The following is a 15,760-nucleotide window of genomic DNA, read 5'->3' as shown; positions in this document are numbered from 1 at the left end:
GTTTATTTCAAAACCGTAAAGCCCTGTTTTTCGAAGAAGGGCGTTGCCTTTTCGGACTTCAGGAAATCCAGATAGGCTTTTGCCGCCGGCGATTTTGCCTCCGAAAGAATGGCCACGGGATAGATGATCGGCGGATGGCTGTATTCAGGGAACGTGCCGACGATCTTCACACCGGGATCGGCAGCCGCATCGGTCTGGTAGACGATGCCATAGGGCGCCTCTCCGCGCGAGACGAGCAGCAGGGCGGCACGCACGCTTTCCGCGCCGGCGACCTTTTGTTCGACCGACGACCAGACGCCGAGTTTTTCCAGCGCGGCCTTGCCGTATTTGCCGGCGGGTACGGAATCCACCGCGCCCATGGCCAGGCGGCCGTCACCTACCAGAGCCGCAAGATCAAAGCCCTGCTTGATCTCGACCGGCTTGGCCCTGTCGGCGGGAGCGACGAGAACGATGCGGTTGCCTAGAAGATTGGAGCGGCTGTCAGCGTTGATCAGCTTCTTTTCAGCGACATAATCCATCCAGGCCAGGTCGGCGGAAATGAAGATATCCGCTGGTGCGCCCTGCTCGATCTGCTTGGCGAGCGCTGAACTTGCGGCATAAGAAGCCGCCGCTTCATTACCGCTTTCCTTCGCCCACTCGGCGTTGATGTCGTCCAGTGCGTTTTTCATGCTGGCTGCGGCAAACACCGTGACTTTTTCGGCGGCATGGGCCGGAACGGCTGCAAAGGAGGCCGCGAGGCAGAAGAATGTCACTGTGGCGATGGTTTTGAAGAAGCTGCGACGCAAAAGTCTCATGGTGTGATGCCCCGGTACGAGATATTCCTATGAATATATCGATAGGCCTATCGCGCATTCATTATATTTTCAAGGATATATCGAAGGATGACAAAATTCCCGGGGTTGGGGGGCTTCCAACCTCAGTTCTCTGCTCGCCACAGGAATGCATGGGATGAGCGTCTGCGCCACGGGAGTGTCTTTTCAGACCGAAGATTTGGGCTGACTGAAACGCCGTGACAGCTGTGGGGGATGGCAAGCACACAAGAAACGGCAAAGGTCGTAATCAGATATCGGGCCCAATCTTTCTGTCGGACCGTAAGTCGGATCAAAAACGCTCGCCGGCGAAATGGGCTATCTGTGCACCTGCTTCGTAATAGGCTTCCTTCAGAGCCCTGAAGGGCCGCGCTTTTGGTTCCGTTAAAGGCAAAGGCAATTCCGTCTCGGTTATTTCACCGAGAACATGCTGTGCAATGACTTTGCCGAAGGCCGTGCCCGGTGCGATGCCGCGGCCATTATAGCCTGAAAAGCCGACGACATTTTCGGCGAATTTGTGAAAGCGGGGCACGGCATTGTCGGTCATACCGATCTGGCCGTACCATTCACACTCGAACTCGGTATCCCCAAGCTGCGGAAAAAGCCGCTTCAGCGACCGTTTCGCCCAGGCGCGGTGAATGGCGGCACCCGTGCCGCGCAGCGCCCCGACACTGCCGAAGACCAGCCGGCCAGCCTTGTCCATGCGGAAGGATGAGAGAATTTCCTTCGTGTCCCAGCAGCCCTCGCGGCCGGGGAGGATGCTTTTTTGCAGATTGTCGCCGAGAGGTCTGGTCGCGAAGTTGAAATAGGGCAGATAAATCTGTTCATCGCGAACGACCTGCCACGGTCCCGTGCTGTAGGCTTCGGTCGCCACCACGATCCATTTGGCGGTTACCGATCCGTTTGGCGTCTTCACAACCCATTGTCCACCGTTGCGTTCGGTGGCTACCACGGGGCTATCCGTATACAGCCGTGCGCCCGCCTTCTGCGCGGCGGCGGCGAGACCGCGAACATAGGCGAGCGGCTGAATTGTGCCTGCGCGCGTATCCAGAAGTGCGCCGGAATAGGCTGTCGTGCCCGTGCGTCTGGCCGTTTCCTCTGCATCGAGAACACGAACAGGCGCGCCCCTTTCGGCCCATTGTTCGCAGCGTTCGCGGATTTCACGGAGCCCTTTTTCACCAACTGCGCAATGCAGCGTTCCGTTTTTTTCGATCTCGCAGGGAATTGCGTGTTTTTCCACCAGGTCTCGCACGAGAAGTGGCGCATTGCCCAGAAGGCCGAGAAGCCGCTCGCCGTAAGTTTCGCCCAGCACGCCAGGCAATTCTTTCGGCATGACCCACATGCCGCCATTGATAAGGCCGACATTGCGCCCCGCGCCGCCGAAGCCGATTTCCCTGGCTTCGAGCAAGACGACATTTATGTCCCGTTCGGCAAGGTGGAGCGCCGCAGATTGCCCGGTGAAACCGCCACCGACGATAACGACATCGGCAGCCACGGAGCCTTTTAACGCAGCTGTTGCGGGTGGCTGCGGCGCGGTCTTTTCCCAGAGGCCGTGCGAGCGGGGGTCATTATACATCGTTCCACCATGTCCGGGCGAGTTCATTTGGTATTCGTATGAGTGACAAGCCCTTGTTTATAAGACTTTACAAGCCTCGCCGCCTGTTGAATATCGACATATCGTCAAGAGTTCATTCCGTGAGGGAATATGGTTCTGCCGCCCCGCCGTTTTTTGCCGTCGCTTTCGCTACTCGCGGCATTCGAAGCCGCTTCGCGCACCGGCAGCGTTACCGCGGCTGCGCGGGAGCTCGGCCTGACCCAGGGTGCCGTCAGCCGGCAAATCCTGGCCCTCGAAGAACAGCTCGGGGTGGCGCTGTTCCTTCGCGAGCGACAGACGATCCGGTTGACAAGGGCAGGGGAGGGTTATGGCCGGGAAATACGCGAAGCTCTGCGGCGCATATCGACGGCTTCCCTCAATCTGCGCGCCAATCCGGATGGCGGCACGCTCAATCTCGGGGTGCTGCCAAGCTTCGGCACACGCTGGCTCGTGCCGCGCCTGCCCGCTTTTATCGCACGCCACCCGGGTATTTCCGTCAATCTTCTGACGCGGTCTTCGCTTTTCGATTTCAAGACCGATACGGTCGATGCGGCGATTCATTTCGGCTTGCCACACTGGCCGGGTACCGAACTTGTTTTCCTGATGCACGAAAAGATCGTTGCCGTATGCAGCCCCGCTTTCAAAACGCGACACCGATTTTCAACGCCTGATGATCTGCTGCATGTGCCGCTACTCCACATGACAACCCGACCCGATGCCTGGGAGCAATGGTTTCGCAGTCACGGCGTGGTATTCGACAACGTACACGGCATGCTTTTCGATCAGTTCACCACCATCGCCGAAGCGGCGAGCGCCGGTCTCGGTGTGTCGCTGATTCCTGCTTTCATGATCGAAGAGGAGTTGCGAAGCGGCCGACTTGTCGCGGCCGTTGCCGGTGAGGCGGAAAGCGAGGAGGCGTATTATCTCGCCTGCATGCCGGATCGCGCCGGTTACGCGCCGCTTGAAAGCTTTCGGCGCTGGATCGTTTCCGAGGCAGGAGGTGGAACCAGCGTCGAGGCCGGCGAGTTTTCTGCTTAAACCCTTGCGCGGTCTTGCAAGAACGATGCGGCTCAGCCAATAGTGCGCCGTGATGCGTGGCGCCAGAGCCGTGCCCTGAAAGTTTCAATACGGGAGATGTCCGTGAAGCCCATTTTTGTTCAGCTTCAATGCGAGCCCGGCAAGACCTATGATGTCGCCGACGCCATCTATAAAACCGAACTGGTTTCCGAACTTTATTCCACCAGCGGTGAATATGATCTTCTGCTGAAAATCTATCTTCCGCCGGAAGAGGATATCGGCAAATTCATCAATCAGAACATCGTCAATATTCCGGGCATCGTTCGTTCGCTGACAACGCTGACCTTTACGGCCTTCTGACATCAAACTTGAGAGTCTGCGACGGCCTCTCATTCTGCCCGTCCCGGGAGCCTGTCAGCTCAGCGCCTTGTCGGAACAAGGAAATGTGGGGGCTTAGGCGCGTTTGCGAATGTCGCAAAAACCTGCATAGGCAGACCTATTAAAGTGGGAGGCGGTGTCTTGCAGGCAGGACTGTCAGCCAAAGGAAAAGCGCGCCGCCGGCCCACAATGTCGGGTCCGATATGGGGCGCGCTTTGGTTTTGACGGTTTTGTAAGCGGGCGATGGCTTTCGCGCATCAGGCTACCGCGGCCAGGTTCCGATTACGCACGAGGTCGCGAATCGCGATCCGCACATCGTCCGCACTGTCGAACTTCTGCTCGTCTAGATCGTGAACGTGGAACTTCACCGCAATAAACTTCAGCCGGTCGTTGTCCGGGATGACGATGCCGACGGGCTCGCCGGCGAATTCAATAACTTGCTTCTGCATAGATAAACTCCCGCTGTGGCTACTTCTCACAGCATGTTGTCGAACTGATTTTCAGGAAATTGAGACTGTTAAGTCACATTCGACAGCAGCGGGAACACGTGGATTTAAATCCAGCATTCCAGGATTCAAGACCAAGGATTGCGTTGATGCGATTGTATTTTGACATGACACACTCCCTGTATTGGTGTTGATCCGGAATCAGGAGACTCGTTCTCCAGTTCCACACTGATAATCCAGACCAGCACTAAAATCAATGCTGATTGTTATAGGTAGAATATTTTTCTTTATGATGACAGGAGAGGGGCGGAATTGTGAAATTTTTGTTTCCGCTCGGGGTCGGCGTCAAAAGGCCCGGCGCAACGGGCTTTTTTAGCTTTTTTAATCGTGTCCGGATGGCTGCGGCGGATAAATATGATCGTTTCCGTTGAAGTCAGATATTGAAAAACGGCCGTCCCGGGTCTTTTGAGCCGCATTTCCGCCAATGGGCGCCTTGCCGTGGCCGCCGGGTATGTCGAGAACATAGGTCGGTTGGCAGAGACCGGAGATGCGTCCACGCAGGGCAGACACGATTCGCTGCCCTTCTTCTATCGACAGGCGGAAGTGGCTGGTGCCGGGCGCCAGATCGGGGTGGTGAAGATAATAGGGCTTGATGCGGGTCTCGACGAATGCCCGCATCAGTTCGGCAAGAATCGCCGGATCGTCGTTGACACCTTTTAAAAGCACGGTCTGGCTGACCATGGCGATCCCCGCATCAATGAGGCGTGCCGAGGCTAGTCTTGCGGCGTCGCCGAGTTCCCGCGCGTGATTCGCATGCAGGGCAGCATAAGTCGTCTTGCCGCTGGATTTCAGCGCGTCGATCATCGCTTCATCGATGCGATCGGGATCGACTACGGGCACGCGGGTGTGGAAGCGGACGATCTTCACATGCGATATGTCTTTCAGTCGTTGCATCAGATCGAAAAGTCGCCGCGGGGAGAGCACCAGTGGATCGCCGCCGGTGAGGATGACCTCCCAGATCGCCGGGTCCGCCTTTATATAGTCGAATGCGGCGTCCAGCTGCTGCGGGCTCATCATGCCATTACCCTGCGGCCCGACCATTTCACGGCGAAAACAGAAACGGCAATAAACGGGGCATATATGCACCGCCTTTAAAAGAACCCGGTCCGGATAGCGGTGAACGATGCCATGCACGGGGCTATGGGCGTCATCGCCTATCGGATCCTCCCGCTCTTCGGCAAGATGGATAAGCTCGGCCGCATCCGGCACGAACTGCCGGGCGATGGGATCGTTCGGATCGCCGATGTCGATCAGTTCGGCAACCGCTGGCGTGATAGCCAGTGCGTAACGCTGCGTGACCGGCCGCAGGTTGTCGAGTGCGCCGGCTTCGATCAGCCCTGCTTCCAGCAGTGCCTCCGGTGTCTTGATGGTATCAGAGCCTGTCATCGTCCGTATTCCGCAACCGGGGCCCACATGACGAGATCGATGCGGGGTGCGCCTGTGGCCAGCATCACCAGCCGGTCGAAACCCAGGGCTATGCCGCTTGCCGGCGGCATGATGGCGAGCGCAGCCAGAAAATCCTCGTCCAGCGGATAAGTCTCGCCATAGACACGCTGCTTTTCCGCCATCTCCGTTTCAAAACGCCGCCTCTGCTCGGCAGCGTCGGTCAATTCACCGAAGGCATTGGCAAGTTCCACGCCGCAGGCATAAAGCTCGAAACGTTCCGCCACGCGCGCATCCCTCGGGGATCTGCGGGCGAGGGCTGCTTCGCTTGCCGGATATTCATCGAGAATTGTTGCGCGTCCGAAGCCAAGTTCCGGCTCGACCCGTTCGACGATGACACGGCTGAACATATCCGCCCAGGTATCATCCTCGGCCACCCGGATGCCGGCACTGGCGAGGCTTGCGGCAAGGTGCCGGCTGTCGGTCTCGCCGTCTCCGCTGATTGTGGCCAGAAGGTCGATTCCGGCATAGCGTTCGAAGGCCTCAGCGACACTCAGGCGTTCGGGCTCGAGAAAGGGATCAACGCTGCGCCCGCGATAGGAAAAATGTTTCGTACCCGTGGTTTCGGCCGCGAGAGCGAGAAGACTGGCGCTGTCCTTCATCAGGCTCTCATAGGTTTCGCCTGCGCGATACCATTCCAGCATGGTGAATTCGGGGTGGTGCAGCGGGCCCCGCTCCCGGTTCCTGTAGACATGGGCGAAACAGGAGATGCGTTTCTCACCCGCGGCAAGCAGCTTCTTGCAGGCGAATTCCGGAGACGTGTGAAGATAAAGCGGCACGGCGTCGCCGCCCGGCGTCACGCCTTCAGTGGCAAATGCGTGGAGATGTGCCTCGTTGCCTGGCGAGATCTGCAGGGTGGCGGTATCGACCTCCAGAAAATCGGCGCGGGCGAAATAGCCGCGAAAGGCCGACTGGACGGCGTTGCGGCCAAGCAGGAAGGCGCGACGGTCGGCATGGACGTCGGGCGTCCACCATGGCGACATTGTTTCGTTGCTTGCGCGCATCGTTCTTCGTTTCCGTCTTCTGCCCCGCCCCGGATTGCGGATAAACAGGCTGCAAAACACCTGGTTGCGTTATTTAAAGCGGTTCCGGGGCGAAAACCGCTAGGTACTCTTCCGCGAATTGCTGTAGAAGGCTGGCAATCCGTGCGGATTTAAGGTAGTTGCGCCCCAGAAAAAAGACAAAACGTCTGCCGGGGCTGGTGCTGCCGCGCAGTCCTTTACGACGCATTTCATCGAGTTACAAGGAAGTCATATGGTCAAGGTTATCGCCTCATCCGTCCGCAAGGGCAATGTTCTCGACGTGGACGGCAAGCTTTACGTCGTTCTCACCGCGCAGAACTTTCATCCCGGCAAGGGCACGCCGGTCACGCAGGTGGACATGCGCCGCATCGTCGATGGCGTGAAGGTGTCCGAGCGCTGGCGCACCACCGAGCAGGTCGAGCGTGCTTTTGTTGAAGATCTGAACTTCCAGTTTCTCTATGAAGATGGCGAAGGCTTCCACTTCATGAACCCTGAGAATTACGATCAAGTCGTGGTGGACGCGGAGACGATGGGTGACCAGAAGGCCTATCTTCAGGAAGGTATGACCTGCGTTCTTTCCATCCACGAAGGCAATCCGCTGGCTGTCGAACTGCCGCGCCACGTCACGCTTGAGATCACGGAAACCGAGCCGGTCGTAAAAGGCCAGACGGCGTCTTCTTCTTACAAGCCCGCCATTCTTTCCAACGGGATCCGCACCATGGTGCCGCCGCATATCGATGCCGGCATTCGCGTGGTCATCGCGACGGAAGACAATTCCTACGTCGAGCGCGCCAAGAACTGATCCTGGTGATCGAGTAGACAAAAAAGCACCGGTTTCCGGTGCTTTTTCTATTCCATGCCGCGAATAACAAAAAGCCCGCGTCGAGACGCGGGCTTTTTTGTCTTTTCGGGCTGTTGATTACATGCCCTTGGCCGCCGTAACGGTCGGGCCTGCCGGCTTCTTCGGCGCGGTCGCCTGGCCAAAGGCATAACCGCCGCCCAGCGCCACGTTCAGCGACACGTAGTCCTGCGCGGTCTGCTGGATCGCCGTGGCAAGGCTTGCCTGTGCGGCGGAAACCTGACGCTGCGCATCGAGAACGTCGAGCAGCGAAGAGGCACCGTCGCGGTAGCTGGCGGTCGAGAGCTGCAACGCTTCCTGGTAGGAAGCGACCGTCTTGCGCAATGCGTCGGCGGTGCGCTGGTCGCGATTGACTGCGGCAAGGGCGTTTTCAACCTCTTCGACGGCGTTGAGGACCGTCTGCTTCCATGCGAGATATTCTTCGCGCGCCTGCGAGTTGGCGAGGTCGATATTGGCGCGAATGCTGCCGCCATCGAGGATCGGAAGAACAAGGCTCGGGCCGAAGGACCAGCTGTTTGCCGTACCTCTGTTGCCGCCGCTGACAAAGTTGTAGCTCGGGGTGATGGCGCCGCCGAGTTCAATGCTCGGATAAAGCTGCGATTCGGCAACGCCGATCTTTGCCACGGCTGCCGCAAGTTCACGCTCGGCAACCCGGATATCCGGACGGTTGCGAATGAGGTCTGCCGGAATGCCAGTGCGTGGCACACTGCGGGCCACGGGCTGACGCGCGCCCTTCTGCAACTCGGCGATCAGCGACGAAGCTGGCAGGCCGAGCAGCGTGGCGATGCGGTGCGCCGCCTTGCGGAAGTTGGTTTCGAGGCCCGGTATGTCGGACAGGGTGGAGTTGACCAGACCTTCGGACTGCACAACGTCGAGCCGCGAAGCCGCACCGGCTTCAAGCTGAAGCTTGGTCAGATCGAGTGTTTCACGGCGGGAAGCCAGGTTATGGCGGGCGATCGCCAGACGCTCCTGATAATAGCGTACATCGATGTAAGCCGAGGCAACCGAGGAAATCAGCGTCAGGCGCTGAACGTCGACGCTTGAATAAGCCGCATCGAGCGATGCATTGGCGCTTTCCGTGGCGCGACGGTAGCGACCGAAGAGATCGAGCAGCCAGGAAACGCTGAGGCTGCCGGAAGAGACGTTGGTAACAGGAACGTCGCGGTAGCTGCCCTTCGTTTCGCTGGTCGTGTGGCTGCCATTGGCGGTCAGGCTGGGCAGGCCGCCTGCGCCGGCTGAAATCACGTTGGCTTCAGCCTGGTTGATACGCTCGATGGCCTGCATCACCGTCAGGTTCTGCTTCAGGCCGGTAGCAACGTAACCGTTCAGGCGGCTGTCATTGAAGGCTGTCCACCACGCAACGGTGCTGATGTCGCCGTTACTGGTTTTTCCGGCTTCCGCAAACTTTCCCGGCAATTGGATTTCCGGTGTCTTGTGGTCGGGTCCGACAACGCAGCCTGAGAGCAGCAGCATTGTCAGGGGAAGAGTAGCGCGAATAGACAGCATATAATTTTCCCAATTCTCTGGTTGGCTTACCGAGCGCGGCTTGGTGAAAAATGGGCTGCGCGGTCGATCTGCCGTAGAAACGTGCAATTGCCAAATCGGCAACATTTCTAGCAGCGTATTAACGGTTGGCACAGCCCATTTTTGTTTTGTTAACGCCTTGAAAGGCGACGAATGATGACGAAAAAGGACGGAACGAAGAAAATTCCGAGCAGTGTTGCAGAAAGCATACCACCCAACACTCCAATCCCGATTGCATTTTGGGCGGCTGAACCCGCACCGGTTGCGATTGCGAGAGGCACAACACCGAGGATGAAGGCCAGCGATGTCATGATGATCGGCCGCAGGCGCAGCTTCGCGGCCTCCAGTGTCGCTTCCATGAGACTCAGCCCATGCTCCTGTCTCTCCTTGGCGAATTCGACGATCAGGATCGCGTTCTTCGCCGCGAGGCCGATGGTCGTCAGCAGGCCCACCTTGAAGTAGACGTCGTTCGACTGGCCGAAGAAATGCGCCGCGGCCAAGGCGCCGAGGACACCCACCGGCACGGCCATGATGACGGAGAAGGGGATGGACCAGCTTTCATAAAGGGCGGCAAGGCAAAGGAACACGATCAGCACCGAGAGCGCATAGAGCATCGGCGCCTGTGAGCCGGAAAGGCGTTCCTGATAGGAGATGCCCTGCCACGCGACCGTGTAACCGCCCGGCAGGCTCGCCGTCAGCCGTTCCATCTCGTCCATGGCATCACCGGAGGCTACGCCGGCGCCGGCAGTGCCTTCGAGCGAGATGGCGCCCGTGCCGTTAAAGCGCGCCAGAGACGGAGGAGCGTTGATCCATTTCACCTCGCTGAAGGAGGAGAATGGCACCATCTCGCCGCTGGTGTTGCGGGCATACCAAAACTTGAGATCGTCCGGCTGCATGCGGTAAGGCGCGTCGCCCTGGACATAGACGGGCTTGAGTTCACCGTTGAGGGTGAAGTCATTGACGTCACGGCCGGCGAAGATCGTCGACAGCATCAGATTGACAGAGGAAAGATCGACACCCATTGCCCCCATCTTCTCCTGATCGAGGATGATCTTCATCTGGGTTTCGTTGTCCTGGCTGTCGCTTCGAAGCGAGCTGATCTTCGGATTGCCGGTGGCAAGCGCAATCAGTTCCTTGGACGAAGCGGTCAGGGCATCGGTGCCGTTGCGGCCGCTATCCACGAGATACATCGAGAAGCCGCTCGATGTACCCATGCCCTGAATGGCCGGCGGCAGAAGCGGGAAGACCTGGGCATCGCGGAAACCGAAGAAGGTGCCCATGGCGCGCTGGACGATGGCGCCCGCGTGCTGGTCGGGAGCCGTTCGCTCGGCGAAATCCTTGAGTTTGGTGAAGACGATGGCGTTGTTCTGGCCCGAACCACTGAAGCTGAAGCCGAGAACGCCGAAAACCGATTCGACATTGGCGGCTTCCTTTTCGCGGAAGTAGTTTTCAACCTGCTTCACCACCTCATTGGTTCGCTCGATATTCGAACCGGTCGGCGTCTGGATGATGGTCAGGAGCACGCCCTGGTCTTCCTGCGGCAGGAACGAGCTGGGCAGCTTGCTGAAGAACCAGACGCAGCCGCCGATGACGATTGCGAAGATGATCATGACGCGCAGGGGCCGCTTCAGCAGATAACCGATGGAGGACACGTAGCCGTCCGTTGTCTTGCCGAAGCCGCGGTTGAACCACGCGCCCGGCCCGCGCTGCTTCTTGTGATGGTCGATCGGCTTCAGCATGGTGGCGCAGAGCGCCGGCGTCAGCACGATGGCGACTACGGCCGAAAGCAGCATGGCCGAAACGATGGTGATCGAGAACTGGCGGTAGATGATGCCCGTCGATCCGCCGAAGAAGGCCATCGGAATGAACACGGCGGTGAGCACAAGCGCGATACCGATGATGGCTCCGGTGATCTCACCCATCGACTTCTCGGTGGCTTCGACGGGCGACAAACCCTCCTCCGACATGATTCGTTCGACGTTTTCGACAACGACGATGGCGTCATCAACGAGCAGACCGATGGCCAGAACCATGGCGAACATGGTGAGCGTATTGATGGAATACCCGGTGAGCGCAAGAACGCCGAAGGTGCCGAGAAGCACGACCGGCACGGCGATCATCGGAATAAAGGTGGCTCTGAGGTTCTGCAGGAACACCAGAAGCACGACGAAGACGAGGATGATCGCCTCGATCAGCGTATGCACCACCTTTTCGATCGACAGTTTCACGAACGGCGTCGTGTCATAGGGATATTCGATCGCGACGCCTTCAGGCAGCGAACCTTCGACGTTGGTCAGGGCAGCTTTTACACGCGCCGCCGTGTCGAGCGCGTTGGCCCCCGTGGCAAGGTTGACGGCGAAACCGGCCGAAGGGCGGCCATTGGAGCGGGAATCGCCGCCATAGGTTTCCTGGCCGATTTCAATACGGGCAACATCGCTCAGGCGGACGGTTGCGCCATCCTTTTCGACTTTCAGGATGACCGATTCGAAGTCGGCGACAGTGGTGAGCTGGCTCTGCGCCGTCACCGTCACGTTGAGCTGCTGACCCTTGACGGCGGGAACGGCACCGAGCGAACCGACCGAAACCTGGGTGTTCTGGCTTTCGATGGCACCGGTAACGTCTGCGGTGGTCAGCTGGTATTTGTTGAGCTTGAAGGGATCCAGCCAGATACGCATCGCATATTCGGAGCCGAAGACATTGATGCTGCCCACGCCTTCCAGGCGCTTGATCTGGTCTTCGACACGCGAGGAGAAGACGTCGCCGAGATCGGCCGAATTGCGCTTGCCGTCGGTGGAGATCAGTGCACCAACCATGAGGATGCTCGATGTCGAGCGGCTGACCTGGATACCCCGCTGCTGCACGGTATCGGGCAATTGCGACTGGACAAGCTGCAGCTTGTTCTGCACCTGAACCTGCGCGATGTCAGGCAGGATGCTGTTACCGAATGTCAGCGTCACTTCGGAACTGCCGGTCGAGGACGACGAGGTCATATAGGTGAGGTCATCGAGGCCGGTCATGCCGTCCTCGATGATGGTTGTCACCGATTTTTCCACGGTCTCGGCGCTGGCGCCATTGTAGGTCGCGCTGACGCGGACCGTTGTCGGTGCAATGTCGGGATATTGCGAAATGGAGAGAGTCCAGATCGCAAGGGCGCCGCCCAGCATGATGACGATGGCGATAACCCATGCAAAAACGGGGCGCCTGATGAAGAAATGGGCCATGGCAGTCCTTGCCTTACCTTTTACGAGCTTCGACCGGAGGTCTCGCGCTCATGCTTATTTCGAAGGCGCGGCGGCAGGCTGAGCCTGCTGCGGCACAACGACGATACCCCGATCGTCAATGGTCACTTCCACCGGCGCCACGGTTGCGCCGTCCGCGATCCACTGGAAGCCGTCGACAATGAGCTTGTCGCCATCCTTGACGTTTTCCGTCACCAGCCAGGCGTTGCCCGACTGCTGGCTGGAAGGGAAGGTGCGGGTTTCCACCTTGTTTTCCGCCGTCACGAATTTTGCCGTCAGCTCGCCATTGGCGTTGCGGCTCGCCGCGCGCTGCGGGATACGGAAGCCCTTTTCCTTGCCGATGGTCAGCGTGGCGCGAACATAGGTGCCGGGAAGCAGGAGATCGTCCGGATTATCGAAGAGGGCACGGATGGAGAAGGTGCCTGTCGTTTCGCTCACCGCCATGTCAGACATGTCGATCTTGCCGTCATGCTTATATTCGGTGCCATCTTCCAGTGTCAGATGAATGCCGGTCTCTTTCGTGTCGCCACCAAGTTGACCGGACGATATCGCCTTTTTCAGACGCAGGAGATTGGTGCTGGATTCCATCAGGTCGATGTAAATCGGATCGATGCGACGAAGCGTCGTCAAAGCGGTCGTTTGGTTCGCGGTCACCACGTTGCCGATGCTGAAGGCCGTTGCGCTGGTAATGCCGTCGAAGGGTGCACGGACCTTCGTGAGATCGAGATTGATCTCCGCCGTTTCCAGCGCCGCCTTGGTCTGGGCCACATCGGCCTGCGCCTGCAGCAGCGTCACCTTGGCGTTTTCATATTCGATCTGGGTGGCACCGCTGTTAACCAGCCGTTCGTACCGGGCAAGGTTGGCTTCGGCGCTCGGGACACTCGCTTCCGCCTTCGCCACGTTTGCCTTGGCCTGCGCCACTTCCGCCAGATAGGTATTGTCTTCGATCTGGTAGAGAACGTCGCCCTGCTTCACCTCGCTGCCTTCCTTGAAGGGAATTTCACGGATGATGCCGGTGACCCGCGGCCGGATTTCAGCCGTCTGGAACGCGCTGGCGCGGCCGGGCAGAACAGTGGTCAACGGATATTCGCTGGTCTTCATCAAAATGACGCTGACCGGAGACGGCGGACGCGCTGCGCCCTGGGCGGCGTTCTGGCTGCTTTCGCCGCCATCGCTGCAGCCCGCCAGAATCGCGGTCACACACAGAGAAGCAAGTAGGGGTAAAATACGTCGGCTCATTGTTCTTCCCTGCGTATCGATCGCATTCAACTATAAGCGCAATGTCGCTCGGCGGATGCGCATCCGGAGACAGATACGACAGGCGAAGGCCTTGGAAGGGACCCGATTCGCTTATTCTATCCGGACCGCATGCGCATAGAAGCGCAGGCTTTTGCGCTTCGCAAGCAACTGCGAGAAGGTGACGTAAATTGGGAATCGTCACTTAGCAAGCGGATTGCGCAATCCCGCATCGACTAAATCGACGAGTTGATCGCAACGTGTTGCCAAATTGCCGATATCTTCCCGCGCGATAAGGACGGGATGAATGACGCTGGTCAGCGCATGGAGCACGGTTTCCGCCAGAGGAGAAACATCCGTGGCGGCATAGATTCCGGCTTCGATCCCATCCTGAATGATCTCGCCGAGCAGCTTCACGATGACGGACTTGTAATAGTCTCCGCACTTCATGTCCTGCTTGGCGGTCATCAGGATCATTTCGAAGACATAGGGGTTCTTATTGAGATCCTGATGGTGTTGCTCCATCAGGTTGCGCGCCAGATGACGCAATCTGGAAAGCGGCGCATGGCTTTTGTCGAGCGGACAGATCTGGCGTTCGAAAGCACCGATCTGTTCGAAGCCAAGGGCGTCGACAAGGGCGTTCTTCGAGCTGAAATTCTTGAAGACATTGGCGGGAGACATACCGAGTGCCGCGGCGATATCGGCAATCGCAACGGCATTGAAACCGCGCTCCCGGAAAAGTTCTTCCGCCTTGGCGAGAATGTCCCGCCGGGTTTCCTCGGCGGAACGGCGGGGCCGGCGTCTGACAGGACGGTCACCCTTCCTGTCAGCCTTTCTCGCCTGTTCGATCATTTTGTTCACGGTCAGACTCCGGGGAAGAACCGCTCCAGATTCCGGCGTACTCTTGCAAGCGGCGTCTCGCCGCTATCGTCGGGAACGAAGCTCTGTCCGGTGATGCGTTCGTAAGCATCAATATAGACTTTAGAGGTTTGCAAGACGAGGTCCTGCGGAATTTCTGGTACGTCGTCCTTGTAAGGGTCGCAGCGTTCGGCAACCCAGGCTCTGACAAAGTCCTTGTCGAAGCTTGCCGGCCGTGTGCCGTTGCGAAAGCTTTCCTCATAGCTGTCAGCCATCCAGTAGCGGCTGCTGTCCGGTGTGTGTATCTCGTCGGCCAGAATGATCGTCCCGTTTTCATCCGTTCCGAATTCGTATTTCGTGTCAACGAGAATGAGGCCCTGTCTGGCGGCAATCTCCTGCCCGCGCTTGAACAGTGCCAGCGCATAATGGGAAAGCACGTTCCATTGCTCCTGCGTCAGGAGTTTCTTTTCTACGATCTCTGAAGGCGTCAAAGGTTCATCATGGCCGCCATCAAAGGCTTTGCTGGTGGGTGTGATCACCGGTTCGGGCAGGACCTGGTTGTCCTTCATCCCATCCGGCAGGCTCATACCGTACATCTGCCGTTCGCCCTTCTTATAAAGGGTGAGGATCGAGGTACCTGTCGTGCCGGCCAGATAACCGCGAACGACCACTTCGACCGGCAGTATTTCGAGCCGCTTGCCGATGACGACATTGGGGTCGGGATATTCGACCACATGATTGGGGCAGATGTCCTTCGTCAGCTCGAACCAGTAGCGGGCCGTCTGTGTCAGAACCTGCCCCTTATAAGGTATGCAGGTGAGGATACGATCAAAGGCGCTGAGACGATCGGTGGATATGATGATGCGATTGCCGTCGGGCAGGTCGTAATTTTCCCGCACCTTGCCACGGTAGTAATTCGGCAGCTCGGGAATGACGGCTTCATCGAGAATGCGCACGGGCTCTCCAATTCTTGTCTTTACAGGACGCCAAACGCCCTGATCGGTCTAAATTCCTGCTCGATCCTATTACATGTTTCCCGAAACAGGACCAGACGCCATGTTATCGGCCGACAAAGGCCGGTATTTTAGCCGGTTCTGGAAACTATCATTCTAAAACAACAACTTACCAAAAATGTCAGTTTTTTGACGGTAGGTGTGTTGACTTGTTTGAGGTGATGGATTTATAAGTCCGCTCACTGAACGAGGGCGGCGGCGCTGCTGGCGACGAAGTCTTTCGTTCTAAATAAATCAAGGAATGAGCTGGTTGCTTGTTTGG

Annotated in this window: 13 protein-coding genes; 3 read left to right on the top strand and 10 right to left on the bottom strand. The window is 58.2% G+C overall.

The genetic code is table 11. From position 1 onward, the window contains the following. Positions 1–2 precede the first annotated feature (2 nt). Both modA and BLU28_RS19695 read right to left on the bottom strand, forming a co-directional pair. Positions 3–794 carry a molybdate ABC transporter substrate-binding protein gene (gene modA, locus BLU28_RS19700; protein ID WP_077987035.1) on the bottom strand — a complete coding sequence of 264 codons (792 nt, stop codon included), beginning with the start codon at positions 792–794 and terminating at the stop codon, positions 3–5. Between the two features lie 307 nt (positions 795–1,101). After that, positions 1,102–2,385 carry an NAD(P)/FAD-dependent oxidoreductase gene (locus tag BLU28_RS19695; RefSeq protein WP_077987036.1) on the bottom strand — a complete coding sequence of 428 codons (1,284 nt, stop codon included), beginning with the start codon at positions 2,383–2,385 and terminating at the stop codon, positions 1,102–1,104. A gap of 129 nt (positions 2,386–2,514) precedes the next feature. Here BLU28_RS19695 and BLU28_RS19690 point away from each other — a divergent pair, with 129 nt between their 5' ends. Next, positions 2,515–3,441, top strand: a complete 927-nt coding sequence (locus BLU28_RS19690) for a LysR family transcriptional regulator (protein ID WP_077987037.1) — start codon at positions 2,515–2,517, stop codon at positions 3,439–3,441. 102 nt (positions 3,442–3,543) lie between these two features. Then, positions 3,544–3,780, top strand: a complete 237-nt coding sequence (locus tag BLU28_RS19685) for an Lrp/AsnC ligand binding domain-containing protein (protein WP_065116059.1) — start codon at positions 3,544–3,546, stop codon at positions 3,778–3,780. Positions 3,781–4,055: 275 nt separating this feature from the next. Here BLU28_RS19685 and BLU28_RS19680 read toward each other — a convergent pair whose 3' ends face one another. The 3 genes from BLU28_RS19680 to epmA form a co-directional block, all read right to left on the bottom strand. Continuing rightward, on the bottom strand, positions 4,056–4,247 hold the full coding sequence (locus tag BLU28_RS19680) for a hypothetical protein (RefSeq protein ID WP_003492264.1): 192 nt from the start codon (positions 4,245–4,247) through the stop codon (positions 4,056–4,058). Positions 4,248–4,625: 378 nt separating this feature from the next. After that, entirely contained in the window at positions 4,626–5,690 is a 1,065-nt protein-coding gene (locus tag BLU28_RS19675) for a lysine-2,3-aminomutase-like protein (protein WP_077987038.1), read from the bottom strand. Further along, positions 5,687–6,751 carry an EF-P lysine aminoacylase EpmA gene (gene epmA, locus BLU28_RS19670; protein ID WP_077987039.1) on the bottom strand — a complete coding sequence of 355 codons (1,065 nt, stop codon included), beginning with the start codon at positions 6,749–6,751 and terminating at the stop codon, positions 5,687–5,689. Before epmA ends, BLU28_RS19675 begins: the two co-directional genes overlap by 4 nt. A gap of 250 nt (positions 6,752–7,001) precedes the next feature. Between epmA and efp the strand changes: the two genes are divergently transcribed. Then, positions 7,002–7,571, top strand: coding sequence for an elongation factor P (gene efp, locus BLU28_RS19665; protein ID WP_004443607.1), 570 nt, complete (start codon positions 7,002–7,004; stop codon positions 7,569–7,571). A 117-nt stretch (positions 7,572–7,688) separates the two neighbouring features. Here efp and BLU28_RS19660 read toward each other — a convergent pair whose 3' ends face one another. The 5 genes from BLU28_RS19660 to BLU28_RS19640 all read right to left on the bottom strand — a co-directional run bounded on the left by BLU28_RS19660 (position 7,689) and on the right by BLU28_RS19640 (position 15,441). Beyond that, positions 7,689–9,134 carry an efflux transporter outer membrane subunit gene (locus BLU28_RS19660; protein ID WP_077987040.1) on the bottom strand — a complete coding sequence of 482 codons (1,446 nt, stop codon included), beginning with the start codon at positions 9,132–9,134 and terminating at the stop codon, positions 7,689–7,691. 149 nt (positions 9,135–9,283) lie between these two features. After that, positions 9,284–12,373, bottom strand: a complete 3,090-nt coding sequence (locus BLU28_RS19655) for an efflux RND transporter permease subunit (RefSeq protein WP_004443603.1) — start codon at positions 12,371–12,373, stop codon at positions 9,284–9,286. Positions 12,374–12,427: 54 nt separating this feature from the next. Beyond that, positions 12,428–13,630, bottom strand: coding sequence for an efflux RND transporter periplasmic adaptor subunit (locus BLU28_RS19650; RefSeq protein ID WP_006699119.1), 1,203 nt, complete (start codon positions 13,628–13,630; stop codon positions 12,428–12,430). 198 nt (positions 13,631–13,828) lie between these two features. Next, entirely contained in the window at positions 13,829–14,488 is a 660-nt protein-coding gene (locus BLU28_RS19645) for a TetR/AcrR family transcriptional regulator (RefSeq protein WP_004443597.1), read from the bottom strand. A 2-nt stretch (positions 14,489–14,490) separates the two neighbouring features. After that, positions 14,491–15,441, bottom strand: a complete 951-nt coding sequence (locus BLU28_RS19640; RefSeq protein WP_077987041.1) for a phosphoribosylaminoimidazolesuccinocarboxamide synthase — start codon at positions 15,439–15,441, stop codon at positions 14,491–14,493. Positions 15,442–15,760 lie beyond the last annotated feature (319 nt).

Source organism: Agrobacterium pusense, from assembly GCF_900102105.1.
Classification (GTDB): Bacteria; Pseudomonadota; Alphaproteobacteria; order Rhizobiales; family Rhizobiaceae; genus Agrobacterium; species Agrobacterium pusense.
The sequence above is the reverse complement of the archived record's forward strand: the minus strand, read 5'-3'. Positions and strand labels throughout refer to the sequence as shown.